Origin of the sequence: Sneathia vaginalis (assembly GCF_000973085.1) — a bacterium.
GTDB lineage: Bacteria > Fusobacteriota > Fusobacteriia > Fusobacteriales > Leptotrichiaceae > Sneathia > Sneathia vaginalis.
Window position 1 is genome coordinate 426,201 of the sequence record NZ_CP011280.1, and the last position, 26,530, is coordinate 452,730.

At 27.1% G+C, this 26,530-nt stretch carries 25 protein-coding genes; 24 read left to right on the top strand and 1 reads right to left on the bottom strand.

Going from position 1 to position 26,530, the window contains the following annotated elements; genetic code table 11:
• Window positions 1–12: 12 nt before the first annotated feature.
• From VC03_RS02120 to VC03_RS02185, 15 genes are all read left to right on the top strand, one after another.
• A complete protein-coding gene (locus tag VC03_RS02120; protein WP_046328454.1) occupies window positions 13–633 on the top strand; it encodes a hypothetical protein in 621 nt (206 codons plus the stop codon).
• 56 nt (window positions 634–689) lie between these two features.
• Window positions 690–1,283: a DUF6037 family protein gene (locus VC03_RS02125; protein WP_200893824.1), complete on the top strand. Its 594-nt coding sequence runs from the start codon at window positions 690–692 to the stop codon at window positions 1,281–1,283.
• A 250-nt stretch (window positions 1,284–1,533) separates the two neighbouring features.
• Window positions 1,534–2,121 carry a sugar O-acetyltransferase gene (locus VC03_RS02130; RefSeq protein WP_046328455.1) on the top strand — a complete coding sequence of 196 codons (588 nt, stop codon included), beginning with the start codon at window positions 1,534–1,536 and terminating at the stop codon, window positions 2,119–2,121.
• 253 nt (window positions 2,122–2,374) lie between these two features.
• Window positions 2,375–2,683 carry a DUF1016 N-terminal domain-containing protein gene (locus VC03_RS06755; RefSeq protein WP_158500353.1) on the top strand — a complete coding sequence of 103 codons (309 nt, stop codon included), beginning with the start codon at window positions 2,375–2,377 and terminating at the stop codon, window positions 2,681–2,683.
• Between the two features lie 140 nt (window positions 2,684–2,823).
• Window positions 2,824–2,958: a hypothetical protein gene (locus VC03_RS06855; RefSeq protein ID WP_257719623.1), complete on the top strand. Its 135-nt coding sequence runs from the start codon at window positions 2,824–2,826 to the stop codon at window positions 2,956–2,958.
• A gap of 634 nt (window positions 2,959–3,592) precedes the next feature.
• A complete protein-coding gene (locus VC03_RS02140; RefSeq protein ID WP_046328456.1) occupies window positions 3,593–4,621 on the top strand; it encodes a LacI family DNA-binding transcriptional regulator in 1,029 nt (342 codons plus the stop codon).
• Window positions 4,622–4,670: 49 nt separating this feature from the next.
• A complete protein-coding gene (xylA, locus tag VC03_RS02145; protein WP_046328457.1) occupies window positions 4,671–5,978 on the top strand; it encodes a xylose isomerase in 1,308 nt (435 codons plus the stop codon).
• A gap of 16 nt (window positions 5,979–5,994) precedes the next feature.
• Window positions 5,995–7,512 (top strand): xylulokinase, encoded by a 1,518-nt coding sequence (gene xylB, locus VC03_RS02150; RefSeq protein WP_046328458.1) that lies wholly within the window; start codon window positions 5,995–5,997, stop codon window positions 7,510–7,512.
• A complete protein-coding gene (locus VC03_RS02155; protein ID WP_046328459.1) occupies window positions 7,493–9,574 on the top strand; it encodes a glycoside hydrolase family 31 protein in 2,082 nt (693 codons plus the stop codon). The genes xylB and VC03_RS02155 overlap by 20 nt, the downstream gene beginning before the upstream one ends.
• A 16-nt stretch (window positions 9,575–9,590) precedes the next feature.
• Window positions 9,591–11,630, top strand: coding sequence for a TIM-barrel domain-containing protein (locus VC03_RS02160; RefSeq protein ID WP_046328460.1), 2,040 nt, complete (start codon window positions 9,591–9,593; stop codon window positions 11,628–11,630).
• A gap of 17 nt (window positions 11,631–11,647) precedes the next feature.
• The gene (locus VC03_RS02165; protein WP_046328461.1) at window positions 11,648–12,124 is read left to right on the top strand and encodes a PTS sugar transporter subunit IIB; all 477 of its coding nucleotides are present in this window, start codon (window positions 11,648–11,650) and stop codon (window positions 12,122–12,124) included.
• An 18-nt stretch (window positions 12,125–12,142) separates the two neighbouring features.
• Complete coding sequence (locus VC03_RS02170; protein ID WP_046328462.1) at window positions 12,143–12,934, top strand: PTS mannose/fructose/sorbose/N-acetylgalactosamine transporter subunit IIC; 792 nt, start codon at window positions 12,143–12,145, stop codon at window positions 12,932–12,934.
• A complete protein-coding gene (locus VC03_RS02175) occupies window positions 12,927–13,733 on the top strand; it encodes a PTS system mannose/fructose/sorbose family transporter subunit IID (protein WP_046328463.1) in 807 nt (268 codons plus the stop codon). The genes VC03_RS02170 and VC03_RS02175 overlap by 8 nt, the downstream gene beginning before the upstream one ends.
• A gap of 4 nt (window positions 13,734–13,737) precedes the next feature.
• Window positions 13,738–14,157 (top strand): PTS sugar transporter subunit IIA, encoded by a 420-nt coding sequence (locus VC03_RS02180; RefSeq protein ID WP_046328464.1) that lies wholly within the window; start codon window positions 13,738–13,740, stop codon window positions 14,155–14,157.
• Window positions 14,158–14,176: 19 nt separating this feature from the next.
• The gene (locus VC03_RS02185; protein WP_046328465.1) at window positions 14,177–16,561 is read left to right on the top strand and encodes a glycoside hydrolase family 31 protein; all 2,385 of its coding nucleotides are present in this window, start codon (window positions 14,177–14,179) and stop codon (window positions 16,559–16,561) included.
• A 242-nt stretch (window positions 16,562–16,803) separates the two neighbouring features.
• Here the strand turns inward: VC03_RS02185 and VC03_RS02190 are convergent, their stop codons facing one another.
• Window positions 16,804–17,979 (bottom strand): replication initiation protein, encoded by a 1,176-nt coding sequence (locus tag VC03_RS02190; RefSeq protein ID WP_046328466.1) that lies wholly within the window; start codon window positions 17,977–17,979, stop codon window positions 16,804–16,806.
• A 194-nt stretch (window positions 17,980–18,173) separates the two neighbouring features.
• Between VC03_RS02190 and VC03_RS02195 the strand changes: the two genes are divergently transcribed.
• The 9 genes from VC03_RS02195 to VC03_RS02235 all read left to right on the top strand — a co-directional run bounded on the left by VC03_RS02195 (window position 18,174) and on the right by VC03_RS02235 (window position 26,112).
• On the top strand, window positions 18,174–18,593 hold the full coding sequence (locus tag VC03_RS02195; RefSeq protein WP_046328467.1) for a PTS sugar transporter subunit IIA: 420 nt from the start codon (window positions 18,174–18,176) through the stop codon (window positions 18,591–18,593).
• A 30-nt stretch (window positions 18,594–18,623) separates the two neighbouring features.
• Entirely contained in the window at window positions 18,624–19,436 is an 813-nt protein-coding gene (locus tag VC03_RS02200; protein WP_046328468.1) for a PTS mannose/fructose/sorbose/N-acetylgalactosamine transporter subunit IIC, read from the top strand.
• Window positions 19,426–20,259, top strand: coding sequence for a PTS system mannose/fructose/sorbose family transporter subunit IID (locus tag VC03_RS02205; RefSeq protein ID WP_046328469.1), 834 nt, complete (start codon window positions 19,426–19,428; stop codon window positions 20,257–20,259). Before VC03_RS02200 ends, VC03_RS02205 begins: the two co-directional genes overlap by 11 nt.
• A 9-nt stretch (window positions 20,260–20,268) precedes the next feature.
• Window positions 20,269–20,751: a PTS sugar transporter subunit IIB gene (locus tag VC03_RS02210; RefSeq protein ID WP_046328470.1), complete on the top strand. Its 483-nt coding sequence runs from the start codon at window positions 20,269–20,271 to the stop codon at window positions 20,749–20,751.
• Window positions 20,752–20,753: 2 nt separating this feature from the next.
• The gene (locus VC03_RS02215; protein WP_046328471.1) at window positions 20,754–22,622 is read left to right on the top strand and encodes a CehA/McbA family metallohydrolase domain-containing protein; all 1,869 of its coding nucleotides are present in this window, start codon (window positions 20,754–20,756) and stop codon (window positions 22,620–22,622) included.
• A 493-nt stretch (window positions 22,623–23,115) separates the two neighbouring features.
• Window positions 23,116–23,316 (top strand): PLD nuclease N-terminal domain-containing protein, encoded by a 201-nt coding sequence (locus tag VC03_RS02220; protein ID WP_046328472.1) that lies wholly within the window; start codon window positions 23,116–23,118, stop codon window positions 23,314–23,316.
• On the top strand, window positions 23,316–24,230 hold the full coding sequence (locus VC03_RS02225) for an ABC transporter ATP-binding protein (protein ID WP_046328473.1): 915 nt from the start codon (window positions 23,316–23,318) through the stop codon (window positions 24,228–24,230). The genes VC03_RS02220 and VC03_RS02225 overlap by 1 nt, the downstream gene beginning before the upstream one ends.
• Window positions 24,227–24,994 (top strand): ABC transporter permease subunit, encoded by a 768-nt coding sequence (locus VC03_RS02230; protein WP_046328474.1) that lies wholly within the window; start codon window positions 24,227–24,229, stop codon window positions 24,992–24,994. The genes VC03_RS02225 and VC03_RS02230 overlap by 4 nt, the downstream gene beginning before the upstream one ends.
• A gap of 14 nt (window positions 24,995–25,008) precedes the next feature.
• Window positions 25,009–26,112 carry a helix-turn-helix domain-containing protein gene (locus VC03_RS02235; RefSeq protein ID WP_046328475.1) on the top strand — a complete coding sequence of 368 codons (1,104 nt, stop codon included), beginning with the start codon at window positions 25,009–25,011 and terminating at the stop codon, window positions 26,110–26,112.
• Window positions 26,113–26,530 lie beyond the last annotated feature (418 nt).

Here is a 26,530-nt window from a genome sequence, read left to right on the forward strand (position 1 = left end):
AGGAGAAAATATATGAGAGATAAATATTCTAAGTCTAATATTAATAATGTTTCAGGGAATATTTTTAATGGTCCAACTAATATTTTAGCTGGTAATAATTATTCTAAGGAAGCTGAAGAAGATAAGGTTGTATTATATACACCAGAACCTGTTTGGAGAAGTCCGATAACAATGGCAATACTTTCATGGATGGGATTTATACTTTCTTTAATAGAACTTTTCCAAATGTATAAAATATTTGAGCCCTTAATCAATTTAATAACTAATAAGAATATTAAGTTAGATTCAAATAATATTATTTACTTCATAATTTTTTCTGTAATATTGATACTTCTTGTGATAGTCATATTTTTAAAGAATATTACAAAAAAAGAAACTAGACATCCATTATTCTTTAATTATGCAATAAGCGGTCTTGGAAGGAAAATCACAATAGAAAAAATTCATATTGACAAATGTCCTATATGTGGTGGAAAAATGAAATACTTCAATAAACCAGTAGAATGTATAGATGTACTAAATTCAGATGGGAAAATAAAACGTAAGGTTACAAAAAGAGTGCCTGCATTACAGTGTAAAAGAAATTCAGAACATTGGTATAGAGTTGATCCAGCTGAAGACAAGTTAAGATAGATTTTGCAAAAATAACTATATTATTATTTCTGTTTTATATAAGGAGATATGAGGAAATGAATATGTATAAATTTACTGCACTTAAAATATTACATGAAGATATGAAAATCAGAAAAGAGGAAAGGGCAATATTTCCATTTACATATAATGCTAAAGATTTTAGCTGTCTATTTTTAACCGATATTAACCCAATGAGATTGTACTTATCAACCTTGGGGAATAATCCGATTGTTTTTGAAATTGAAATTGATGAAAAATATTGTGCAAAACCTTATTTAGATGATTATAAAAAACTTGTTGAATATTTAGAAATTAAATACGACCCCAATCATACTTTTAAACCGATAGATTTTTTTGAAGCGTTAAATAATAAAATTCCGAAAATGTTTCAACGAAAGCCGAATTATTCAGATGTAGTAATGGTAGTGTCAAAAAGAAGGGTTGTTGAGGAAGCATATAAAATCTATTTTTGTGGATGGAGAAATAATCCTACAGGATATAATGTTAGCGATATGAATATAGAAAAAACGAGAAATGCGTTTGGAGATAAGGTAGCGGCTATATGCAAATTAAAAAATGTTAGTTCATGTTGGACAGATATTTCTAGTGATGAATCTTTGAAAAAAATTAATAATTTATATAGCATGTAAAATCCTAATCAAAAATTATGGATATTAAACGACAAAACCATTATAAATCTTGAAAATAAAGTGTGTTTTATATAAATGTACAATTTGTTAAATAGTCTAAAAATTCATGTCGAGACGGTTGCATTGATGTCAAGGGTTAAAGGGTGATAGGCTCCGTGAGAACTTATCCACGGTGGCTTATAGAAAAAAGTGTGAGGGTTGAGTGTTCAATTTAGATGTCAGAAAGATAAATTTGAAATGGAAGGTTTTTATGACGGAAAAAGAAAAAATGCTTCATCATAAAATGTATGATGCCAATTATGATGAGGAACTAAAGATGGATAGGATAAAGTGTAAAGTGCTTTGCCAGAAATATAATAATCTTCCAGTGGACGATTTTGATGCGAGGGAAAGTCTTATAAAAGAAATTATCGGAAAGACTGGAGACTCCATTCTTATTGAGCCTGACTTCTGGTGTGACTATGGATGGAATATAGAAGTTGGAGAGAATTTTTATGCAAATCATGGTCTTGTGATTTTGGATGCTGGGAAGGTTATATTCGGGAACAATGTCTTTATTGCTCCTTACTGCGGATTTCATACATCAGGTCATCCGATAGATTATGAAAGAAGAAATCAGGGTTTTGAATATGCATATTCGATAACTGTCGGAGATAATGTATGGTTTGGCGCAGGTGTTCAAGTTATGCCAGGGGTTACTATCGGGAATAACGTTGTAATTGGTGGTGGAAGTATAGTTGTCAAAGATATTCCAGATAACTCTGTGGCTGTCGGGAATCCATGTAAGGTAATACGTACGATTACAGAGGAAGATAAGATTAGAAATTGGGATATATGATTGACGTTTTTCAGTTATCAATATTTCTAAAAGGAGGAAAACGGCTGAGAAAGGATAGCTTCTTGATAGTGGAGATCTTCCAATGTTCCCTGATGATATGAAATTCATTGATGAGTTTCTATACGGAGAGTTTGTTTATTAAAGTCTTAAGGAAATTAGCTAGTATTTGAATACTAAATATTCAAAAGAAACTAAATAGCACTTAAGAACCTCGCGACTTCAGTCGTGAGAGGTTCAGAGAGGTAAATAAATAATGGATAAAGATAAGATGGTATTGCAGAATACAAATGTGGGAAAAGATAATCATCGGTTTGATGATATTGTTAAGATTATTGAAGGCGTAAAGGATCGTGCTTATAGAAAAGTCAATGAAGAACTGATTTTGATGTATCAGGAAGTGGGAAAGTATATAAGTGAGAAAAGTAAAGAAACAAGTTATGGATCAAATTTTGTGGAAAATGTTGCTGATTTTTTTTCTGAGAACTATCCTGATCTAAAAGGGTTTAACCGTAGAGGACTCTATAGAATGAAGCAATTCTATGAGTTATATAAGGATGATTAAAAAGTGTCAACACTGTTGACACAATTGAACTGGTCTAATCACTTAAAAATAATGTCTGGTTCAAAAAGCAAAGAAGAAAGAGAATTTTATCTCAACTTAGCTGTAAAAGAAAATTTAACACATGTGAATTAGTAAGACAGATGGATAGTGGTTATTATGAGAGATATATGCTTTCTAATGGTGAGAGGTTGCCTGCTATACAAAAAGCAAAGCAAGAAACACATAATTTGTTTATGGATAGCTATGTGTTGGAATTTTTTGATGCTAGATTTTAATATATCTACAACATTTTTAATTATTTAAAACTGTCAAACTCGGGAAAAGTTTACTAAAAAACAATAAAATTATATTTGAAAAAAACAAAAAATAATTATAGACCATTTATATATAGAGGATAGTAAATGTGCCGCTATCGCCCTTGCAGAAATGTAGGTATGGAGAAGTGGAAAAAGGCAGACCCACCTATATATGATAAAAATGATTGCAATCTAAAAGCACCCTTAGGGGTGTTTTTTAGTTAATTAGGGAGGTATAAATAATATTAAATAAAGACTTAATAAGGCAAATATTACTGTATATTGAAGAAAACGGAAACGACAAAATGCTAGTGTACAATATTGAAATTGATATATATACAGATGAATAGATTAAGTACTATTTTAAGCGATTGCTAGAAGCTGTATAGGTAAGAAAGTCCTTGTCTATTAGTTAATTTTTCTATGGTATAGTACATGAAATCACCCCACAAAAAAGGAAAGTACTTTCAAAAAAAATGCATAATGTTTATGCATGCTCGTTAGTATTTTGATCCTCTAATTTTGGAAAAATTTACGATAAATAAAAAATTTGACAATTAAAAAAAACAAGGTATACTCTTAATAAGAGTGCACGGGCACAAGGAGATGAATAATGGTTACAATTAAAGAAATCGCTAAAAAAGCTGGGGTTTCCAGAGGAACAGTTGATAGAGTGATAAATAATAGAGGTTCGGTTAAAAGTGAGACTAAAGAAAAAATATTAAAAATACTTGAAAAAGAAAATTATAAGCCTAATATATTTGGGAAAATGTTGGCTAATAATAAATATAGTAAAAAAATGATAGGTGTAATACTAAATTCAAAAGGAAATCCATTTTATGACCAAGTTATAAACGGTATTGAAAATAAGAAAGAAGTTTTAGAAAATTTTGGTTTTGAATTATTATATGAATTAAAAAAAGGATATGATGTAAAAGATCAAATTAATGCAATTGACAAAATGATTTTAAATGAAGTACAAGGTCTTATTATAACACCTATAGATGATAAAAAAGTGATTAATAGATTACAAGAAATAAGTAAAAAATCTATTCCAGTTATTAATTTAAATATAGATATTGATAATGCTGATAAGTTAGCATATATAGGATCTGATTACAAAAAAACTGGAAATGTTGCTGGTGCGTTATTTAATATTTTTTCAACAAAAAAAATATATAAATTACTTGTTGTAACTGGTTCTAAATTGGTGTCTGGACATAGAAATCGAATAAATGGACTAAAAGAATATTTAGAAAAAAATGATAATGGCATTCAAATTATAGATATTATAGAAAATGAAGATAATGATGATAAGTCATATAAAATGATTAATCAGTATATTCAAAAAAATAAGGATTTTGATGGTGTGTTTTTCTCAGCAGGTGGTATTGAGGGTGGAATAAAAGCTTTAGAAAAAAACCATATATTAGATAAAATAAATATTATAACTGTGGATTTGATTCCAATTGTTGAAGAATACATAAAAAAAGATAAGATTTCAGCTACAATTTGTCAAGAACCTTTTAAGCAAGGTCAACTAGCTGTAGAAGTGTTATTAGAATATTTAATTATGAATAAAGTTCCAATTAATAAAAGAATAATTATGACAACTGAAATTAAAATTAAAGAAAACTTATAAAAAAAATTTTAAATAAAAATGTGTGCGAGCACAAGAAAAGGGGTTGATTATGAAATATTTTTCAAATATTGAAAAGGTAAGTTTTGAGGGAAAGGGGACAAAAAATAGATTTGCATTTAGACATTATAATCCTAATGAAGTTATAATGGGTAAAACAATGGAAGAACAACTTCGTTTTGCTGTTGCTTATTGGCATACAATGAATGGTACAGGAAGTGATCCATTTGGTGATGGAACATATATTAGAAATTGGAATGGAAGAACTCATATGGAAACAGCAAAAAATAAAGTTAATGCTTTCTTCGAATTATTAGAAATACTTAATGTTAAGTATTTTACATTCCACGATATTGATATTGCACCACAAGGTGAAAGTCTTAAAGAATTTATGGATAATATAGATGAAATTACAGACTTAATTAAAGAAAAAATGGATAAGACTGGAATTAAATTATTATGGAACACTCAAAATCTATTTACTCATCCAAGATTTATAAACGGTGCTGCTACATCTAATAATGCTGATGTATTTGCATATGCTGCTGCACAAGTTAAGAAAACTATTGAAGTTAGTAAAAAATTAAATGGTGAAAATATCGTATTTTGGGGTGGAAGAGAAGGTTATGAATCTCTATTAAATACAGACTTAAATTTAGAGCTAGATAATATGGCAAGATTATTAAAAATGGCTGTTGATTATGCAAAGAAAATAGGACATAAAGTTCAATTCTTAATAGAACCTAAACCAAAAGAACCAATGACACACCAATATGACCATGATGCTGCAACTACAATAGCTTTCCTATATAAATATAATTTAATTAATGACTTTAAATTAAATTTAGAAGGAAACCACGCAACTTTAGCTGGTCATACATTTGAACATGAATTAAGAACAGCTAGAAGTTATGGACTTTTAGGTTCAATTGATGCAAACCATGCTGAGACAATTTTAGGATGGGATACAGATGAATTTCCTACAAATATATATGATACAACACTTGCAATGTATGAAATTCTGGAAAATAATGGATTACAAAAAGGTGGAATAAACTTTGATGCTAAAGTTAGAAGAACATCTACTTCTATGGAAGACTTAGTTTTAGCACATATAGCTGGTATGGATACATATGCTAGAGGATTAAAATCAGCGGCTAAAATGAAAGAAGAAAAATTCTTTGATAGTATTATTCAAGAAAGATATGCTAGCTATAAAGAAGGAATAGGTGCTAGCATCGTTAGTGATAATGAAAATTTAGAAACATTAACAGATTATGCTATGAAAAATGGTGAAATTGAAAATAAATCTAATCATTTAGAATATATTAAGTCTATGTTAAATGATTATTTAGTATAATTAGGAGAAATATTTTATGAGTTATGTACTGGGAATTGATTTAGGGACAAGTTCTTTAAAAGGTTTAGTTTTAAATAAAAATGGAGAAATTGTTGAAACAGAACAATATTCTTATCCACTTATTCAAGAAAAAATTGGATATAGCGAACAAAATCCGAAATTTTGGGTAGAAGCTTTAGAAAATGTAATCAATAATTTATCAAGTAAAATATCGGATTTTACTGAAAACCTTGAAGGAATAAGTTTTTCAGGGCAAATGCACAGTTTAGTCCTTTTAGATAAATGCGGTAAAGTTTTAAGAAATGCAATATTATGGAATGATGTTAGAACTACTGCTGAATGTAATGAAATAATGAAGGATTCTTTAAAACTTTTTGAAATTACTAAAAATAGAGCTCTTGAAGGTTTTACATTGCCAAAAATAATGTGGGTACAAAAAAATGAAAAAGAAATATGGGATAATGTAAGACATATATTATTACCTAAAGATTATCTTTCATTTTGGTTAACAGGTGAATATGTTACTGATTATTCGGATGCTTCAGGGACTTTATTACTTGATTTAAATAAAAATGAATGGTCTTCTTATCAATTAGAAAAGTATGATATTCCTAAAGAATATATGCCAAAACTTTTAGGATCTTATGAATTAGTAGGAACTATAAAAGCTGAATTAAAAACAAAATTTAATTTTAAGAAAAATATAAAAATATTTGCTGGAGGTGCTGATAATGCCTGTGCTGCACTAACAACAGGAATATATGATGAGAATAAGGCTATGGTAAGTATAGGAACCTCTGGAGTATTCTTAACACTAGAGAATAATGTTGATAAAGAATATAATGGAAAGTTACATGTTTTCAATCATGTTATTAAAGGATTATATTACTCAATGGGTGTTACATTATCAGCTGGTCATAGTTTAGAATGGTTCAGAAAAACTTTTGCTAAAAACAGTAACTTTAATGAATTGTTAGAAAAGATAGATGAAATTCCTGCTGGTTCAAATGGCTTATTATTTACACCGTATATAGTTGGAGAAAGAACTCCACATATTGATGCTAACATAAGAGGAAGTTTTATTGGTATAGATACTAGTCATAACTTAAATCATTTTACAAAATCAGTTGTTGAGGGGATTACATTTTCTTTAAAAGATAGTCAAGAATTGATTAATGAAATAACAAATAAAAAAATTAATGAAGTTATATCAATAGGTGGGGGAGCAAAAAATAAAAAATGGCTTCAATTACAAGCAGATATATTTGGTTTAAATGTTAAAACAGTTTCAGTTGAACAAGGACCATCTTTAGGAGCTGCTATGCTTTCTGCATTAGGATTATCTTGGTATAAAAATGAACGTGAATGTATAAAATCATTAATAAATTATTCAAATAGTTATACTCCAGATAATGATAAAAAAGAGAAATATAAAAATATATATGGAATATATAAAAAAATATATGATAATACAAATTTAATTTGTAAGGAAATAAATAATAAAGGAGTAAGAAATGGTAACAATAAAGGATAATTGCATTGTAAAAACATATGATGAAGAGTTATTAATAATAGAACCATGGGGTGAAAACTCATTAAGAGTTAGATCTTTCTTAGATCAAAAATATGTGGATAGAAAGAATGCTTTGACTGAAAACTATTCTAGTAATTACCCTAATTTATTAATTTATAAGGAAAATGATAAAGCTGTTATTGTTAATGGTAAGATTAAAGCAGTTTTAGATCATAGAGATAGAATAAGTTTTTTTAATGATAAAGATGAATTAATACTTAAAGAGTTTATAAGACTAAGAGCTGTTAAACACGATGACGGAAGTGAAGATGTAGGAACGATTGAAATAACTAAAGATTTTAATTCTACTCTAAAATTAAAATCTAGGGAATACAGATCAAATTTTGATGGTTCGAGTTTTAATGTAAAAGTTAGATTTGAAGCAAATAAAGAAGAAAAAATATATGGTATGGGTCAATACCAACACGAATATTTAGATTTAAAAAATACAATGCTTGAGTTAGCACAAAGAAATACACAAATGTCTGTTCCATTTTATATTTCAAGTAAGAATTATGGGTTCTTATGGAATAATCCTGGAATAGGGAAAGTAACTTTTGCTAAAAATTTAACTGAATGGGAAATGTTTGGGACTGATTATATTGACTATTGGATAACAGTTTCTGATGATTCTAAACAAATAACAGAACAATATACACAAATGACTGGAAGAGTTCCAAAAATGCCGAAAAATTTACTTGGATTATGGCAAAGTAAATTAAGATATAGAACAGATGAAGAAGTTATTAATATAGTAGAAGAATACAAAAAAAGAGATATACAATTGTCAACAATTGCTATAGATTACTTCCACTGGCCAAAGCAAGGTGAATATAGATTTGATAGAGACTACTGGAAAGATCCATCTGGAATGGTTAATAAATTAAAAAATGAATATAAAGTAGAACCTATTATTTCAATATGGCCTACAGTTCAATCAGATGCCTATAATTATAATACTTATCTTGAAAATGGCTATTTAGTAAAAGTTAATAGAGGTATTAGATTAACAATGCAAATACAAGGAAATACATTATATCTAGATACTACTAAAAAAGCTGCAAGAGATTATGTATGGAGTTTAATTAAGAAAAATTATAAAGATATTGGTATCGACTACTACTGGGTAGATGTGGCAGAACCAGGATTTGCTGTATATGATTTTGATAATTATAGATATAGTAAAGGAACCGCTTTTTACTGTGGTAACTTATATCCAAATAAATATTTAGAAATGGTTTATGATGGTAATAAGGATTCTAATGAAGCTGTTGTAACATTAGTACGTGGAGCTTGGGCTGGTGCTCAAAAATATGGAGCGTTAGCTTGGTCAGGTGACATTGATTCTAGTTTTAAATCTTTTAGAAATCAAGTTAATACAGGATTAAATATGGGAATTGCTGGAATTACATGGTGGACAACTGACATAGGAGGTTTCCATGGAGGTAATCCAGAAGATGAAGAATTTAGAGAATTAATAATAAGATGGTTCCAATATAGTACTTTCTCCCCAATTTTAAGAATGCACGGGGATAGATTACCACATAGTAAACCTTTGTCAAATACTGGTGGTGGTTGTATGCCAACTGGAGCTGGAAATGAAATTTGGTCGTATGGTACAAAAGTTGAAGATATACTAACAAAATATGTTAGAATAAGAGAATTATTAAAGGATTATTTAGATAATCTAATGCAAGAATCACATGAATTTGGTTATCCGATAATGCGTCCTTTATTCTATGAATTTAAAAATGATAAATTATCTTGGGAAGTTGATAATATTTATATGTTAGGTGATAGTATTCTTGTTTCTCCTATACTTTATTATAAAGATAGAAAAAGGGAAGTATATTTACCTGCCGATGAAAACTGGATAGACTTATATACTAACAAGGTATATAAAGGTGGTAAAAAATATATTGTTGATGCAGGTATAGAAAAAATTCCTGTATTTATAAGAGAAAGATCAAAAGATAATTTTAAAGAATTATTTAAATATATTGAAAAGAATATAAATAAATAATTATATTGGAGAAAAAATGAATAAACAGAATCGATATAAAATAAGTAACAATTCATTTTCTGCAATAAATGATAAAGAAATATTAATTGTTGAAGAGTGGGGAGTAGATGCTATTAGAGTCTACTCATCACCTAAAAATAAAAAAATTAAAAATGAATTTGGAATTAAAGAGTTAAAAAAAAATGAAAATTCAAATTTTAAAATAATACAAAATGGAGATATTATTGAATTTATAAATGGCAATTTAAAAGTTGAATATAAAGATAATAAATTATTTTTTTATAATAAAAATCAATTAATTCTAGAAGAATATTCAAGAAAACAAAGTAATGTTAGAAGGACTATTGGAATAGATGATGATGTTAAAATAGAATATAAGCCATCATATTCATTAAATATTTCACCAAGGGAATTTAAAAAAAATTATAAGGATTCGTTTGAGTCAATACAATTATTTGAGACTGATATAAACGAGAAAATTTTTGGAATGGGTTCTTATGCAGAGGAAAATTTGAATAAGAATTTAGGAATGTATGAATTAATGCAAAGAAACTCACAAACTACAATACCTTTCTATATTTCAAATAAAAATTATGGTTTTTTATGGAATGGTTCATCGATAGGTAATGTATCATTTAATAAAAACTATAAAAAATGGGTAAATAATAATACCGAATGTATAGATTATGTTGTAATTGTTGGAGAAAATCCAAAAGATATAATTGAAAAATATACTTTTATGGTTGGTAGAGCACCAATAATTAAAAAAGAATTATTAGGTCTTTGGCAAAGTAAACTAAGATATCAAACAACTAATGAAGTTGAATCAATATATAATGAATACTTAAATAGGAAAATAAAACCTTCAGTAATTGTTATAGATTATTTTCATTGGACTGAAGATGGAAATTTTGAATTTGATGATAATTATTGGAAAGATATAGATAAATTGTCAAAAAAAATGAAAGAAACTAACACTGAATTAATGGTTTCTGTTTGGCCAACTGTTAGTAAAAATTCAAAATATTATAATTATTATAAAAATAATAAGATGTTATTAGAACCTAGAGATAATAAATCAAAAATATTTGATAATAAAGATATTCTTGACTTCTATAATGACGAAACAAAAAAATTCGTCTCAAATTTATTAACAAACAATTATAAAACCAAGAATATTAAATTATTCTGGGCAGATCAAGCAGAACCTGAAATGAATATATATGAGCAAAGAGAGTATAATACTTCAAAAGGAAATTTTGAAAAAATGGCAAATAGATATCCTTATGAGTATTTAATGACAATACCTAGAGAAGAAGGATATCCAGTATTAATAAGATCTGCATGGTTTAATTCACAAAAAGAAGGAAGTCTTGTTTGGTCTGGGGATATAGATAGTTCATTTAAATCTTTAAGAGAACAAATACAAATACTAATTAGTATGGGACTATCAGGAATCTCTTGGAGCACAACAGACATAGCAGGTTTCCATAGTGGAGATTCAACTACACAAAAATTTAAGGAATTAATGATTAGATGGTTTCAATTTGCTGTATTTAGTCCAGTTTTAAGAATGCATGGGGATAGACAACCTCATAGTCAAAAAATTGGTAAAACAGGAGGAGGAGTAAGAACAAGTGGATCTAGTAATGAAATTTGGTCATTTGGAACAGAAGTTGAAAGAATCTTAACAAAATATATTAGAATTAGAGAAAAATTAGTTGATTATATATTTAAATTATATGAAGAAAGTACAAATTTTGGTTATCCAATTTCAAGAAGTTTATTCTTTGAATTTCCAAATGATAAAAAAGCTTGGGACGATAGACTTTCGTATATGTTCGGAAGTGATTTACTCATAAGTCCTGTTATTGATTTTGAAATGAAAAAAATGAAGGTTTATTTACCTGATGGAAATGATTGGATTAACGTATTTAATAATAAAGTTTACAAAGGTGGTAAGGATTATATAATAGAATTTAGTTTAGAAACTTTACCAGTATTTTGTAAAAAAGATAGCTATTTAGCTAAAAAAATAAATTATATTTTTAATTAAAATGAAAGGATATAGATATGGGAATAAAGTTAGCAAGAATTGATGAAAGATTAGTACACGGTATAGTTGTAACTCAATGGACAAGTACAACAAATGCACAAAGAATAATGGTTATAGATGATGTTGTAGCAGAAGATGAGATGAGAAAATCAGCTATGAGAATGAGCAAGCCATCAGGAGTTGGTATGTCACTTATTAATGAAAAGACAGCAATAACTAATATTAAAGCTGGTAAATATGATAATCATAATGTTTTATTAGTTGTTAATAATGTTGAAGTATTAGTAAGATTGGCAAAAGAAGGTATTAAAATACCTAAAGTTAATATAGGTATTATGTTAGATAGACCTGAGCGTAAAAAATATGAAAAAAGTTTTGCAGCAACAGAAAATGAATTACAATTATTAAAAGAACTTGAAGATATGGGAATACCAGTAACTTATCAATTTGCACCTTCTGATAAAGAAGTATCATTAAAAGAATATTTAAAATAGGAAAAGGAGATTAAAATTATGCCAAGTATTTTACAAGATATATTAATTATATTACTTCCAATGTATGCCTTAATAGATAATCGTGGTATCACAATAGTTAACCACTGGCCAGTAACAGTTGGGTTCTTTGCAGGGTTAATAATGGGAGATTTACAATCAGCATTAGTTATAGCTGGAACATTTCAATTAATGAGTTTAGGAGTAGCTGCTTTAGGTGGATCATCAGTACCTGATTACGCTCTTGCTACTGTAGTTGCAATATATTTAAATGCTAGAACTGGAGCTACAATAGGGACAGCTGTTGCTATTGGATTACCAGTTGGTATAATAGCAATAAATCTAGATGTATTAACAAGAACATTAAATTCATTTGTTTCTGAAAAGGCAAAACAATATTTAGAAAAGAAACAATTTAAAAAGATGCAAAATGTTAACTTTATAAGTGTATTCTTTGTTTCTATGCAAGCATTTATTCCTATGATTATACTAGTTGTATTTGGACCAACAGCTGTAGAAACTATTATAAAGATAACACCTGATTGGTTTACAAATGGTTTAAATATTGCTGGAGGAATGCTACCAGTAGTTGGGGTTGTAATGTTAATGCGTTATATGCCTACAAGTCGTTATATTTGGGCATTATTAATTGGGTTTGTAATTGCTGCGTATATGAAATTACCAATATTAGCAATTTCTATAGTAGGATTTGCATTAGGAGTTTATGTTTACAAAGATATGATATCTAAAAAGCAAATGGTAACAAATAATACCGAAGCAGTTTATGAAGGAGGAGTTGATTTTGATGAATAATGGAATAAAATTATCTGAAAAAAATAAAAAAAGAGCCGTTTGGAAATTTTCTTTCATAGGTGCTAACAATTTAAATTATGGGACTTTAATGGGGACAGGTTATGCTTGGGCTGTTGCTGATCCACTAAGAGAAATATATAAAAATGATGAAGATTATCAAAAAGCAATGAGAATGGAACATGAATATTTTAATATTACACCATATATGGGACCACTTGTAATCGGAGCAGATTTAGCAATGCAAGAAAAAGAAGGACTAGAATCATTAAATGCTGTAAGATCTATTAAAACTTCATTAATGGGACCTTTATCTGGTATTGGAGATTCATTATTATGGGTATTATATCCTACAATAATGGGATCAATTGCAGGTTATATGGCGTTAGATGGGAATCCATTAGGTGCTATAATATGGATGTTATTGAATTTAACGCTAATACTTTTAAGATTAAAATTGTTTGAAATTGGATATAATTCAGGTGTTAGATTAATTACTGATTTATCTGATAAATTAAGTGCAATAACAGAAGGTGCTTCAGTAATGGGGTTAACAGTAGTTGGAAGCTTAATTGCTACTGTTGTAAGAGTAAAATCTCCTATTGAGTTTAAATTTGGAGAAGTCGTTTTAAATCTACAAACTGGTATTTTTGATAAGATTTTACCTGCATTATTACCAGTTACTTTAACTGGAATAGTATACTATTTAATGGAAAAAAGAAAATGGGGATTCTTAAGAGTTATACTAACTATAGTTGTATTCTCATTAATAGGATCATACTTTAAAGTTTTAGGAGCGTAGCTTTATGAAAAAAATTATTGTTGCAAGTCATCATAAGCTTGCTAATGGATTTAAGAACACATTAGAATATATTTTGCCTAATACAGTTGAAATAATTGACATTAGTGCTTATTTAGAAAATGTTTCAGTTGATAAACAAATTGATGAAGTATTAAGTAATTTTACTAAAGAAGAGCAAATCTTTGTATTTACTGATATACCAGGAGGATCTGTTAATCAAGCTTTTATAAGAAGATTAAACGATTATAATATAGAATTAATTTCTGGAACAAATTTATCAATTTTAATTTCAATAGCTACTCAACTTGGGGAAAAAAATATTGATAAAGATACTATTAGAGAAGAAATAATAAATGCTGCTAGTGAAATTGTTTATGTAAATGATAAATTAGCAAGTCAATCTTTAGATGAAGATGACGAATAAAAAAAAATAGGAGAATTTTATGTATATTGAAAAGTATAATGATTTTAATCCTTTGGCTAATCCAAAATCGATTATTATTGGAAAAGGATATAGAATTACCTTATTAACATCAAAATTAGTAAGATTAGAATATTCAAAAAATAATATTTTCGAAGATGCTAGAACTAAAATGGTTATAAATAGAAATTTTCCTGAGGTTTTATATGAAATTTATGAAGATGAAAACTCTCTTAAAATTATAACTAAAGATATAACTCTTAGATATAACAAAAGAGAGTTTTCTCCTTATGGACTAAGTATAGAATTAAACGGGAAAACAAAACATCCTTACAAAGAGATTTGGCACTTTAATGATAAATTAAGTAACCTTGGTGGAACAAGAAGAACACTTGATTTTATAGATGGAGAAGTTGAATTAGATGATGGAATTTTATCAGAGTATGGAATTAGCGTAATTGATGATTCTAACTCTCCAATACTTCTAGAAAATGGATGGTATGAGGATAGAAATTCTAATGAAATAGATTTATATGTTTTTGCTTACAAAAGAAATTATAAGGAAGCATTGAAAGATTTTTTCTTGTTAACAGGACCACAACCAAAATTACCTAGATATGCTCTTGGAAATTGGTGGAGTAGATATTATCCATATAATGAAAATAGTTATAAAGATTTGTTAGAAAAATTTGAAAACGAAAAACTACCATTTTCTGTTGCTGTATTAGATATGGATTGGCATTTAGTTGATATTCCTGAAAAATATGGAAGTATTTGGACAGGTTATACTTGGAATCACGAGTTATTCCCGGATCCTAAAAGATTTATTGATTATATTAAAGAAAAAGGCTATAAAATAACATTAAATGTACATCCGTCAGCTGGAATAAGACCGTTTGAAATAATGTATAGAGATTTTGCTAAAGCTATGAATATTGATCCTAATAAAGATTTATACATTGATTTTGACCATAAGTCAAAAACATTTTTTGAAAATACATTTAAATATTTATATAAACCAAATGAAGATATTGGAGTTGATTTTTGGTGGATAGATTGGCAACAAAGCCCAACAAAAATAGATGAAAATAAAGATCCATTATGGGTATTAAACCATTATCACTATAATGATAATAAAAAAAATAATAATATTGGATTAACTTTCTCAAGATATGCTGGACCAGGAAGTCATAGGTATCCAGTTGGTTTTTCTGGAGACACTGTAATAAGTTGGGAATCTCTAGATTTTCAACCATATTTTACATCTACAGCATCTAATATAGGTTATGGATGGTGGAGTCATGATATTGGTGGTCACAGACATGGTTATAGGTCAGATGAATTAACTTTAAGATGGATACAGTTTGGAGTATTTTCTCCTATAAATAGATTACATAGTTCAAATTCTGAATTTATAGAAAAAGAACCATGGAATTTTAAAGAACCATATAAAACAATAATAGTAGAATATTTAAGATTAAGACATGAGTTGATTCCATATACATATACTATGAATGTTATTGCAAATACTGAAAATATTCCATTAATTAGACCTATGTACTATGAATATCCAGAAAATAAAGAAAGTTATAAAGTAAAAAATCAATACTATTTTGGATCTGAACTTCTAATTTGTCCAATTACTAAGAAAATAAATGAAGAATCAGAAATGGCTGAATTCAAAGCATGGTTACCTAAAGGAAATTGGTATGATCTTCAAATAGGGTTAAAGTATAGTGGTAATAGGAATATCACTATAAATAGAGGTATAGAAAACTTAGGTATATTTTTTAAAGAAGGGTCAATTATACCATTAGCAAAATTAAAAGAAAGAATTAATAATATTGATAATCCTGAAAATCTAAGAATTATTATTGGTTCTGGAGATGATGGTGAATTTAACTTAATAGAAGATAATAAAGATAATCTATCAAATGTTGAATCAGTAACTACAAATTTTAAATATTTAGAAAATGATAGTAAAATTTTAATTCATAAGGCTGAAGGAAATATAAATGTTATTCCTAGATATAGAAGTTTTGAATTTAATATATATGGAAAAAAAATAAAAAAAGTTATGATTAAAATTAAAGATAGTATTAGAGAAATAGGAACAGAATATAATTTTAAAAAGAATATAACAAGTTTTATAATTAGGGAAATACCTATAAATGAAAATGTTGAAATTACTTTTGAATATGATGAAGCTGTTTTTGATTCAAAGACTCAAAAATTAGATATTATTAAAAAGTTTCTTAAAAAATCACAAATGAGTAATGTAGATAAAGATGAAATATATAAAATTTTAGTAGCTAATAAAGATTATAAAACAACTATATCTGAAATTTTAAATTACGATACTAGCTTAGCAATAAAAAATGTTTTATTAGAAATTATTTTAGCATAAAAAATTCGATTTTTGGGTTTGTCAAGTAAATTGTGTAAATTTTTTTATTTCATATAAATTTTATTTATAGTGAGACTAAATATATAATGTATTCAAAATCTATGAGAAGCATTATAGGTCTCACTATTTTTAATATTTCTCATATTTTAAGGGAGTGTATAATTTACACACTTTATTATACACTCCCAAAAATCATTTTTATGTCTTGTTTATTGGTACATGTTCTTTTTAAATAGGATGTTTTAATAAATAATAGCGAATCTACTTTTCATATTTCTGTTGTACTCCCCTATAATAACAATATTATTTTCTTTATATATAAAATTATTATTTTTTCTAATAAAATTAACAATATTTAAGTATAGATTTTCTTTTGTATTGTGTTGGTACATATCAGGATTGATGATAATATATTCAATTATATTTAACGTAAGTTTTATAAATTTATTATTTAATTTTTTACAATCTTTTATTGATCTTAAAATCATATCCCTTTTATTTTCATAGACATTTTCAATATAAATAATAGGTTGTTTATTAAATTCTTTAAGTTTATTATTAAAATTATTATTATATAAGTCATTGTTTATAGTAGTTTTAATATCTAGTTCTTGTAATAAAGCGTACTTAAAATTATTTTCAACAAATGTTTTACCGTATTTTGATATAGATTCTTTTAAATATTTGAACATTATTTCTTTATCTTCTGTGTTAAGATTTAAATTATGGATCATTCTTGAAGTAGAAATTTCAATTAGTGAATCATATTTATTCTTAATAAAGAAAATAATAGAAGTAATATTTCTTTGATTTTTCTTTTTAACCTTTATATATTCAATGTTTATATTTTTATATTTCTTTATTTCATTAATAGATTTTTTTAAAATATTTTTTTCAAAATCATAAAATCTAGAATATTCTTTATTAATAGACAAAATATCTTTTAATAGAGATAAATCTATTTCAACAATATTGTCAAAGATATGATTATCATAAAGATATGTATAAAGATTAAATGTATGATTTTTAAATAGTATTCTATTATCAAATCTTGCTAATTTAAAATCGTTGTAAGAATCATTAAAGATATTTATTAAATCTTGAGATATTTTAATACTAAAAATATTATTTCTATAAGAAAAACTAGAAATTATTCTAATAATTCCCTTATTTTCAAAATTCAATTTTGAGGATTTATAAATAAAATATTTTTTTGAAAAATTTATAAAAAAGTTAAACCAATCATTATCAATATCTAATTTATATTTAGAATTTAATTTTTCTTCAAGAAGTTCAATATAATAAGTACCATATCTAATATTTTTAATGATATTTTTAAATAATTGAGACTCAATTTTATTAAAATTTTGATTAAGTTTTATATAATCATCAGTAGAAAAAAATTTTTTTTTATTCATTATTATATATCTCCTTTTATATTTTTTTTATAAAAAGACGAAAAAAAATATGTATATTTTCTTCAGCAAATTTATATTATTAATATTATAACTCATTTATAAAAATAATCAATAATTGTAAAAAACGAAAAAAAATTAAAATTTTACTTTTTAAATTTTTGTTGTAAACTTCTATAAAAGAGGAGGTGATTATAATGTTTGGAATAGTTGTTATTGGTCATGGTAAATTTGCTTCTGGAATAACAAGTAGTTTAAATTTATTAATTGGTAAATTAGATAACTATGTAGCAATAGATTTTTTAGAAAATGATGATATAAACACATTAGAGATTAAATTTAAAGAAAATCTTATCAAGTTAAAGGATTGTAAAAAAATAGCGATATATACAGATTTAAGAGGAGGTACTCCATTTAATATTGCTATTAAAGAAAAAATAATAAATGAAAGGTTAGAAGTAATAGGGGGAGCTAATTTAACTTCAATAATATCTTTTGCTATGGGAAGACTTTTATCCGAGAATTTCAATGAAATGATTAATAATAGTATTATTGAAGGAAGAGAAGAACTCTTGATATATAATAATATAATTGAAAACAATAATTTTGAAGAATAATTTAAAAATGTGTGTGTGGGGGAGATTATTATGAGTTTATTACAAGCTTTTCTAATAGGGATATTTGCCTATTTGGGTTGTAAACGTACGCCATGGTTTTTTGGGATAACAGGTGGTTGGAATATGATTGGAAGACCTTTAGTTGCAGGTTTGATTGTTGGAATAATTTTGGGCGATGTAACTAATGGTATAATTGCAGGTGCTATGGTTCAAGCATTATTTATTGGACAAATAACACCTGGTGGTGCTATGCCAGCTGATGTAAACTGGGCTTCATATATTGGAATACCATTAGCGTTAGCTGCTGGTGGTGGAGGAGCTGAAGCTGTTGCATTATCAGTACCATTAAGTTTATTAGGATTAGGAGTATTTAATTTTATAATGACAATTAATACTTATTTTCCTTTATTAGGTGATAAGGCTGCTAGCAAAGGAGATGGAAGAGGTATTCATAGAGCAACATATTTAGCGGCAGTACCAAGTGCAATTTTAAGAATAGGTTCAGCATTTCTAATTTGTTATTTTGGAACACCTTTTGCAGAATCATTAATTAGTGCAATGCCATCTCAAGTACTTCATTTCTTTGAAGTTGCTGGAAGAATGTTGCCAGCAATTGGATTTGCAATGTTATTAAAACAATCATTATCCAAAACTTGGATGATAGTATTATTTTTATTAGGTTGGGTATTAATGATATCAACAAGTATGACTATAACAGCTCTTGCGACATTTGCTTTAGCAATAGCATTTATATTTGTTAAATCTGAAGGAAATAGCCAAAATATAGTTACTAATGTTGATAATAATACATTAAATGTGGAGGATGATTGCTATGAAGACTGATGAAAGAAAAAAATTAACTAAAAAGGATATAAGAAAAGCTGCATGGTCATATATTTTCTTTGGACAAGCAACACAAAATTTTGAGCGTATGATGGGACTTGGATATTGCCATGTTATGGAACCAATACTCAAAAAATTATATAAAGATGACAAAGAAGAATACATAAAAGGATTACAAAGACACATGCAATTTTTTAATACAGAGTCACAATTAGGTTCAATAATACCAGGTATTACAATTGCAATGGAAGAGTCAAGAGCTAATGGAGAAGATGTTTCTGAAGAATTAATAGTAAATACTAAAAACGCATTAATGGGGCCTTTTGCAGGTATTGGTGATTCTATGTTAATAGGAACTTGGAATCCTATTTTACTTAGTATTGGAATGGGTATGTGTATGTTGGATGGAAACCCAATGGGTCCAATATTTTTCATGATAACATGGTTGCTTTCAGTACTTGCTTTACAATTATATCTATTCCACAAAGGGTATGAAATGGGAATAGGTCTTGCTAATGAATTTTTTAGTAATAAAGAATTAGCTAATAAAATTTCAAAAGGTTTAACAACGGTTGGTCTTGTTATCATAGGTGGTGTTGCAGCAACAACCGTTAGAGCAAAAGTTATTTACTCATTTGTTAGTGGAGAAATGAAAATACCATTACAATCACAAATATTTGATAGAATAATGCCTACTTTATTACCGCTAATAATAACATTAGTAGCATGGTATTTAATGGATAAAAAGAAATATAAACCAACAAGTTTAATTTTATTTGTTATAATATTTGCAGCGATTATGGTTCTTTTAAAAATAATGTAAGGTGATTTGATGGAAATAGTTAATATAAGAATAGATGATAGATTAATTCATGGCCAAGTTGCTACAGTATGGATTAAATTTACAAAAGCAACAAGAATTATGGTTATAGATGATGAAGTTGTTAAAGATCAAATAAATAAAGAAGCCTTAAAAATGGCTTGTCCAAAACAGTGCAAATTATCAATATTAACAGTTGAAAAAGCAGTTAATAATATAAATGAGAGCAAATATGATGGTGAAAGAATTTTTGTGATTGTAAAAGGGCCAAAAACATTATGTAAATTATATGATGCTGGCTTTGATATTAAAGAGTTTAATATAGGAAATATGGCTGGCAATTTAAATACAAAGATGTTAGTAAAATCAGTAAGTGTAAGTGAAGATAACATAAAAGATTTTTTATATTTAGATACTAAAGGTATTAAAATAACAGCACAAATGGTTCCGTCTGATGAAAAAATTAATTTTATAAAAATAATAAAGGAAGTATAGTGATGGAAAGTATAAAAAAAATAAATGAATTTGGAGAGTTTATAATAAACTATAATAAAGAAATTATTGCTGATGGTGAATTAGAATGGAATATTAGAATAAAGTTAAATAAATCTTTAAAAAAAGGTACTAAATTTAAAATTACTTTCCCTGCATATGCTCATCAAAGATCAATAGAATATGTACAAAATATAGACTATTGGAAACCACATTTTATATATGCATATTTTGATTATGAGAAATCTAAGTTAAAAACAAAAATAGAAAAAATAAACTCTGAATTTTCACATGTTTTAAGATGGCCTGATAGTACTAGAATTGCTATTGTTGAAGCAATAACAGATTGGGCAAAAGATGATATCTTAAATATTTATTATGGTGGTATAAATAGAATGTGGTTAAAAGGTTATGCTCCAGCAACAAGATGTATGAATCATGTTACATTTAAAAATGGAACATATTTAAAATATAAAATTGAAATAGCTGAATCTGGAAATGAAGAGTTTAAACAATTAAATGTATTTCCTGAAATTAAAGTAATACCAGATAAAGAAAAGTATTTACTAATTAAAACACCATTAGTAATTGAAAAAAATAAAGAATATGAAATAAAATATATGTATAGTGATAAATTTAAAAATCCAATTTGGGATAATAAAGAGTGTCCAAAATTAATGTTGAAAAATTTATTAACAGGAGAAATATCTGAATTGGTTAATAATAAATTTACAGTTTATAACTCTGGTTATTATGAAGTTGATGCTATTACAGATTTAATATGCGAGAAATCAATAAGTGTATGTAAGGATAATCAAAAAAAAATTTACTTTGGAGATACCCATGCTCATTCAATTTTAACACCTAATATTAAAGACAATAATAAAGGCGGTTGTGTGGATGATGCCTATGAGTTTGCAAGAGATGCTAGGATGATAGATTTCTTAGCCTTAGTTGAACAAACATTTTTATTCGATGAAAATGAAAGACAAAATGTAACAAAAAAAATCTGGGAAGTAATGGGAAAATATTCAAATATATATAATGAAGATGATAAGTTTGTAACATTTCCTGGATTTGAATTTCATAGTCCTAGAGGAGATACTGTTGTAATTTTAGGAGAAGATATTGAAAATTTCGAATACCCTAAAGGTGCAATTGACATAGGAGATATATGGGACAAATTTAAAAATAAAAAATATTTATCAATTCCACATTTTCATCGTTATTGTGGTGGAAGACTTCATAAAGATGAGCAAGATCAAAAAAATACAGGATTTGATCTAAAAAAATGGGAAAGAAATGATGAAGCTGAGGTTTTATGTGAATTCTACTCAGGTCAATGGGGAAGATTTGAATATCCTAAAAATCCAATGCTTTTAAAAGCTATGTCAAATATTGATGATAATACGGTGACATCATTTTTAAATAGAGGTAAAATGTGGGGAGTGACAGCTAGTAGTGACGACCATGATTTAATGCCAGGTCATGCAGGTTTAACATTTGTATATTCAGATAAATTAAGAAGACCAGATATTTTTAATGGATTGAAAAGAAGAAATACTTATGCTTCTACATATACAAGAGTTTTTCTTGATTATAGAATTAATGAAGTCTTGATGGGTGGAATATTAAAATATGATGAGATTAATAAATTAAATATAAAAATAAACTTAGTTTCTCCTGTAGAAATTAGGACTTTTGAACTTATTGTAAATGGTGAAATTTTTATTGAAGATAATGTAAAAAATCAACTTGATAAAAGAGATATTGAAATTGATAAAAAAGATATAGTTAAAAATAGTTATATTTATGTTAGATATAAACTAGAAGATGAGAATATCATAATAAGTAGTCCAATTTGGATAAAATAATAAAAAATAGGAAAATTCTAAAATTTTTATTAAAGGGAGTGTATAATAAAGTGCATAAATGGGTTTGTCAAGTAAATTGTGTAAATTTTGTAGAGTATAATTAATGATGCAACACTATAAAAATTTAATTGAATATAATAAAATAAGCGTGTAGAAGGAAATTGACGTTTCTTTTACTTCACGCTTTTTTTTGTGTAAAGTTAAAAGACTGTATAATTAAATAACGAAAAAGTATAAAGAAATAGATAGATATGCTATCATATAAAAATCAATATCATGAAAGGAATATCTATCTATATGAATAATAATAACATAAAAACAAGAAAAAAATAAAGGCATAACTATTTTAATTATTTACAACTGTCAAACTCGGGAGTTGAGGTTTCATGATAGTTGATTTTCGGCTAAAAAAACAACTAATAGTTTCTTGAAAGTTAATAAAGTTAAGTGATATAATACAAATAACATAAAGATAACGTAAGGAGGATTTAAAATGGAATTTATTAGAGAATATTTACCAATCTTAATACCGATAGTTGTTTTTGAAATTGGGCTTATGATTTACGCATTGTCCCATATATTAACACACAACAAGTTTAAATTTGGGAACAAGGTAATGTGGATTGTTATAGTTGTTTTTATACAAACTATTGGTCCTATTTTGTATCTAATGATAGGAAAGGATAATGAATAATGTATGCTCTTAAAATAGAAAATCTATCTAAATCTTTTGGATGCCATAATATTTTGAATGGACTGTCTTTAGCTATTCCTCAAAAAACTATATTTGGATTTTTGGGCAAAAATGGTGCGGGTAAGACGACAACAATGAAAATGATTTTGGGATTTTTGAAAATTGATGAGGGATCTATTGAAGTATTTGGTGAAAAAGTAAAATATGGTCAGACAAGCACAAATAGGTTTATTGGTTATTTACCAGATGTACCTGAGTTTTATGGTTATATGACACCGAAAGAATATCTTAAATTATGCGGTTCAATAACTGGGCTTAATAATGATGAGATAGTAAAAAAAAGTAATGAATTATTAAAATTAGTTGGACTAGATGGAGTTGACAAAAGAATACATAGTTTTTCTAGAGGTATGAAACAACGTTTGGGAATTGCACAAGCTCTTTTAAATAGTCCTAAATTATTGATTTGTGACGAACCTACTTCGGCTCTTGATCCGGTGGGCAGAAAAGAAATATTAGAGATCATTAGAAAAATAAAATCAACAACGACGGTTGTTTTTTCTACGCATATTTTATCTGATGTTGAAGCAATTTGTGATCATGTTGTTGTCTTAGATGGAGGTAAAAACGTATTAGACGGCTCAATAGATGAGTTGAAGAATATGAAACGTACAAATGAAATTGATATAAGGTTTAAATCTATTGATGAGTTGAATAAGTTTAAAAACAACAATGTTATCTCGAAAATGAATTTTAAAGAGGAAGAAAGTACGCTTAGTTTTTTAGAAGTAGATTCTGAAAAGAAAGCGTTTGAGATATTATCTGAACTTCATAATGAGAATATTCTCCCTCTTGAGTTTAGTGTGAAAGAGCCAACACTAGAAAATATTTTTATGGAGGTAATTAAGTCATGAAGATATTTTTTTCACTGATAAAAAAAGAATTAATTGAAAATATTAGGACAAAAAAGATGCTGGGACTTTTATTGTTATTTATATTTATTGGATTTATAAGTCCACTTACAGCAAAACTGACTCCTCAAATCCTTCAAGCTATTGCAACTGATGGCATTGATATCAAGGCTAATACTCCAACAGAAATTGATTCTTGGGTACAATTTTTTAAGAACGTCAAACAAACAGGAATGCTTGGCCTTGTGATATTGTTCAGTACACAAGTTACGAATGAGATTCAAAAAGGAACTTTAATAAATTTGCTATCAAAGGGATTACCAAGATATCAAGTAATAATATCAAAGTGTTTTTTTAATACAATTATGTGGATTTTTTCATATTGTATTTGTTTTCTTGTAGCATTTGGATATACAAAGTATTTTTTTGGGAATACATTTCCTATTGAGAATATACTCATGGCAGTATTTCTTCCACTAATTTTTGGAATATTTTTGATTTCACTTGAGATACTAGGCAGTGTCATTACTGAAAATGTGATAGGCACATTATTATTCGTCACAGGTGGTGTAGTGATACAATTTCTTCTTTCTCTAAAAGAAGAAATTGTAAAATATATGCCGATTGCCTTAATTGGGAAGAATGTAGATATAATTAAGGGGATAGTTTTTAATGACTATTTCATACCTATTTTTACAACCTGTGGTTTAATCATTATTTGTATTATTAGTTCTATTATTGTATTAAATAAAAAGGAAATATCATAAAAGGAGTGTCATATATGTTGAAAATTGCGGAGAATATTTATCGAAGAAGAAAAGAAAAAAATATAACACAGGAAGAATTAGCTGGCTTTATGATGGTTACAAAAGCTTCTGTTTCAAAATGGGAATCTGGACAGAGTTACCCAGATATTTTATTGTTACCAAAGCTTGCGACATTTTTTGACGTTACAGTAGATGAATTGATTGGTTATGAACCTCAATTATCACTAGAACAAATAAAAAAAATATATGAGGATTTTTCAAAAGAGATTACAAAGGGTGGAATTGATGACGTTATTAGGAATATTAAATTGACAATAAATCAATATTATTCATGCTTTGAATTGCTTTATTATATGGGGGAATTGATAGTTAATCTATGCGATTTGGTTGGTGAGATAGAAAAAAAGCAGGAATACTTAAGATATGCAAATGAAATATTTAAAAGAGTAATTGACCAATCTAAGAATAATACATTAACTAAAAAAGCACTAAACATGAAAGGGGTATGCCTTCTTCAATTAGGACAAGCAAAAGAGGTGATAGAAATATTACCTTCATCGGAGGAATTGCTCTTATCAACAGAATGCTTGCTTGCATCTGCTTATCTACAAACTCAAGAGGATGAATTTGTGGATGCAAAATTACAGGTGTTCATTCTAAAAAATGTTGTTGAGCTAGTCACCTTATTGCTAATGAAAAGCAATCTTAAAAATGATAATTGGCGTGCAACTTGTAAAAAAATTGAAGATTTAATAGAAACATTTAACCTGGTAGAAATTAATGTAGCTATGGCTTTGAATTTTTATTTAACCGTAGCTATGCATTATAACAAGGATAAAAACTTTAATTTAGCTAATAAGTATATAGAAAAGTACTTACAAATTCTTTTGGAGAGAGGAAAACAATCTTTTGAAATCAAAGGGGATCAATATTTTAATGAAATTGATAACTGGATTGAAGATAACTTGCTTTTAGGAGGTAAGCCTAGTAGAAATCATGAGATAGTTTATAGGTCATATTTAGATTCTGTAATTAAAAATACAGAATTGGAGAATTCAATTGATTTTGATAGTACAAAAAAACTAATAGAAAAAGCAAAAGATATAATTAGTTATTAAGTATTCAATTCGGAGGACTTATTATGCCTATGTGCAGAAGTCCTCCTTTTTTTTGTCTAATATGTCAATGGACAAAGGAACATAAAAGCAGATAAAGAAAAGTCTACTGATGTGGAAATACAAATACTTAGAGTATGTATGATAGCAGAGGAATTTTGTTTATGTAGATACATATTTTTAAATATGGATAATTGAAATAAGAAAAGTTTAGGGAATTAATACCTCAAACTTGATAAAAATAAAAGTTTAGGGCATAATGTAATCAAAAAAAGAAGAGGATTAAGACAAATTACTGATGTAGAATTACTTAGAAAAATTATAATATTTTTAGCGGATAATATTGGAAATACTACCTCTCTTAATTTGGTAAGCAATACACTTGTATCTGAAAATATGATTCAAAATCGTGAAAGGCAAG

What these genes read in the sequence shown, in the direction of transcription:
- VC03_RS02170 (WP_046328462.1), top strand. Translation starts at nt 12,143, where the DNA reads ATGCCAAGTATTTTACAAGATATATTAATTATATTACTTCCAATGTAT.
- VC03_RS02180 (WP_046328464.1), top strand. Translation starts at nt 13,738, where the DNA reads ATGAAAAAAATTATTGTTGCAAGTCATCATAAGCTTGCTAATGGATTT.
- VC03_RS02230 (WP_046328474.1), top strand. Translation starts at nt 24,227, where the DNA reads ATGAAGATATTTTTTTCACTGATAAAAAAAGAATTAATTGAAAATATT.
- VC03_RS02185 (WP_046328465.1), top strand. Translation starts at nt 14,177, where the DNA reads ATGTATATTGAAAAGTATAATGATTTTAATCCTTTGGCTAATCCAAAA.
- VC03_RS02205 (WP_046328469.1), top strand. Translation starts at nt 19,426, where the DNA reads ATGAAGACTGATGAAAGAAAAAAATTAACTAAAAAGGATATAAGAAAA.
- VC03_RS02225 (WP_046328473.1), top strand. Translation starts at nt 23,316, where the DNA reads ATGTATGCTCTTAAAATAGAAAATCTATCTAAATCTTTTGGATGCCAT.
- VC03_RS06755 (WP_158500353.1), top strand. Translation starts at nt 2,375, where the DNA reads ATGGATAAAGATAAGATGGTATTGCAGAATACAAATGTGGGAAAAGAT.
- VC03_RS02210 (WP_046328470.1), top strand. Translation starts at nt 20,269, where the DNA reads ATGGAAATAGTTAATATAAGAATAGATGATAGATTAATTCATGGCCAA.
- VC03_RS02130 (WP_046328455.1), top strand. Translation starts at nt 1,534, where the DNA reads ATGACGGAAAAAGAAAAAATGCTTCATCATAAAATGTATGATGCCAAT.
- VC03_RS02215 (WP_046328471.1), top strand. Translation starts at nt 20,754, where the DNA reads ATGGAAAGTATAAAAAAAATAAATGAATTTGGAGAGTTTATAATAAAC.
- VC03_RS02120 (WP_046328454.1), top strand. Translation starts at nt 13, where the DNA reads ATGAGAGATAAATATTCTAAGTCTAATATTAATAATGTTTCAGGGAAT.
- VC03_RS02140 (WP_046328456.1), top strand. Translation starts at nt 3,593, where the DNA reads ATGGTTACAATTAAAGAAATCGCTAAAAAAGCTGGGGTTTCCAGAGGA.
- VC03_RS02125 (WP_200893824.1), top strand. Translation starts at nt 690, where the DNA reads ATGAATATGTATAAATTTACTGCACTTAAAATATTACATGAAGATATG.
- xylA (WP_046328457.1), top strand. Translation starts at nt 4,671, where the DNA reads ATGAAATATTTTTCAAATATTGAAAAGGTAAGTTTTGAGGGAAAGGGG.
- VC03_RS02220 (WP_046328472.1), top strand. Translation starts at nt 23,116, where the DNA reads ATGGAATTTATTAGAGAATATTTACCAATCTTAATACCGATAGTTGTT.
- VC03_RS02195 (WP_046328467.1), top strand. Translation starts at nt 18,174, where the DNA reads ATGTTTGGAATAGTTGTTATTGGTCATGGTAAATTTGCTTCTGGAATA.
- VC03_RS02155 (WP_046328459.1), top strand. Translation starts at nt 7,493, where the DNA reads ATGGTAACAATAAAGGATAATTGCATTGTAAAAACATATGATGAAGAG.
- xylB (WP_046328458.1), top strand. Translation starts at nt 5,995, where the DNA reads ATGAGTTATGTACTGGGAATTGATTTAGGGACAAGTTCTTTAAAAGGT.
- VC03_RS02235 (WP_046328475.1), top strand. Translation starts at nt 25,009, where the DNA reads ATGTTGAAAATTGCGGAGAATATTTATCGAAGAAGAAAAGAAAAAAAT.
- VC03_RS02175 (WP_046328463.1), top strand. Translation starts at nt 12,927, where the DNA reads ATGAATAATGGAATAAAATTATCTGAAAAAAATAAAAAAAGAGCCGTT.
- VC03_RS02190 (WP_046328466.1), bottom strand. Translation starts at nt 17,979, where the DNA reads ATGAATAAAAAAAAATTTTTTTCTACTGATGATTATATAAAACTTAAT.
- VC03_RS06855 (WP_257719623.1), top strand. Translation starts at nt 2,824, where the DNA reads ATGGATAGTGGTTATTATGAGAGATATATGCTTTCTAATGGTGAGAGG.
- VC03_RS02160 (WP_046328460.1), top strand. Translation starts at nt 9,591, where the DNA reads ATGAATAAACAGAATCGATATAAAATAAGTAACAATTCATTTTCTGCA.
- VC03_RS02165 (WP_046328461.1), top strand. Translation starts at nt 11,648, where the DNA reads ATGGGAATAAAGTTAGCAAGAATTGATGAAAGATTAGTACACGGTATA.
- VC03_RS02200 (WP_046328468.1), top strand. Translation starts at nt 18,624, where the DNA reads ATGAGTTTATTACAAGCTTTTCTAATAGGGATATTTGCCTATTTGGGT.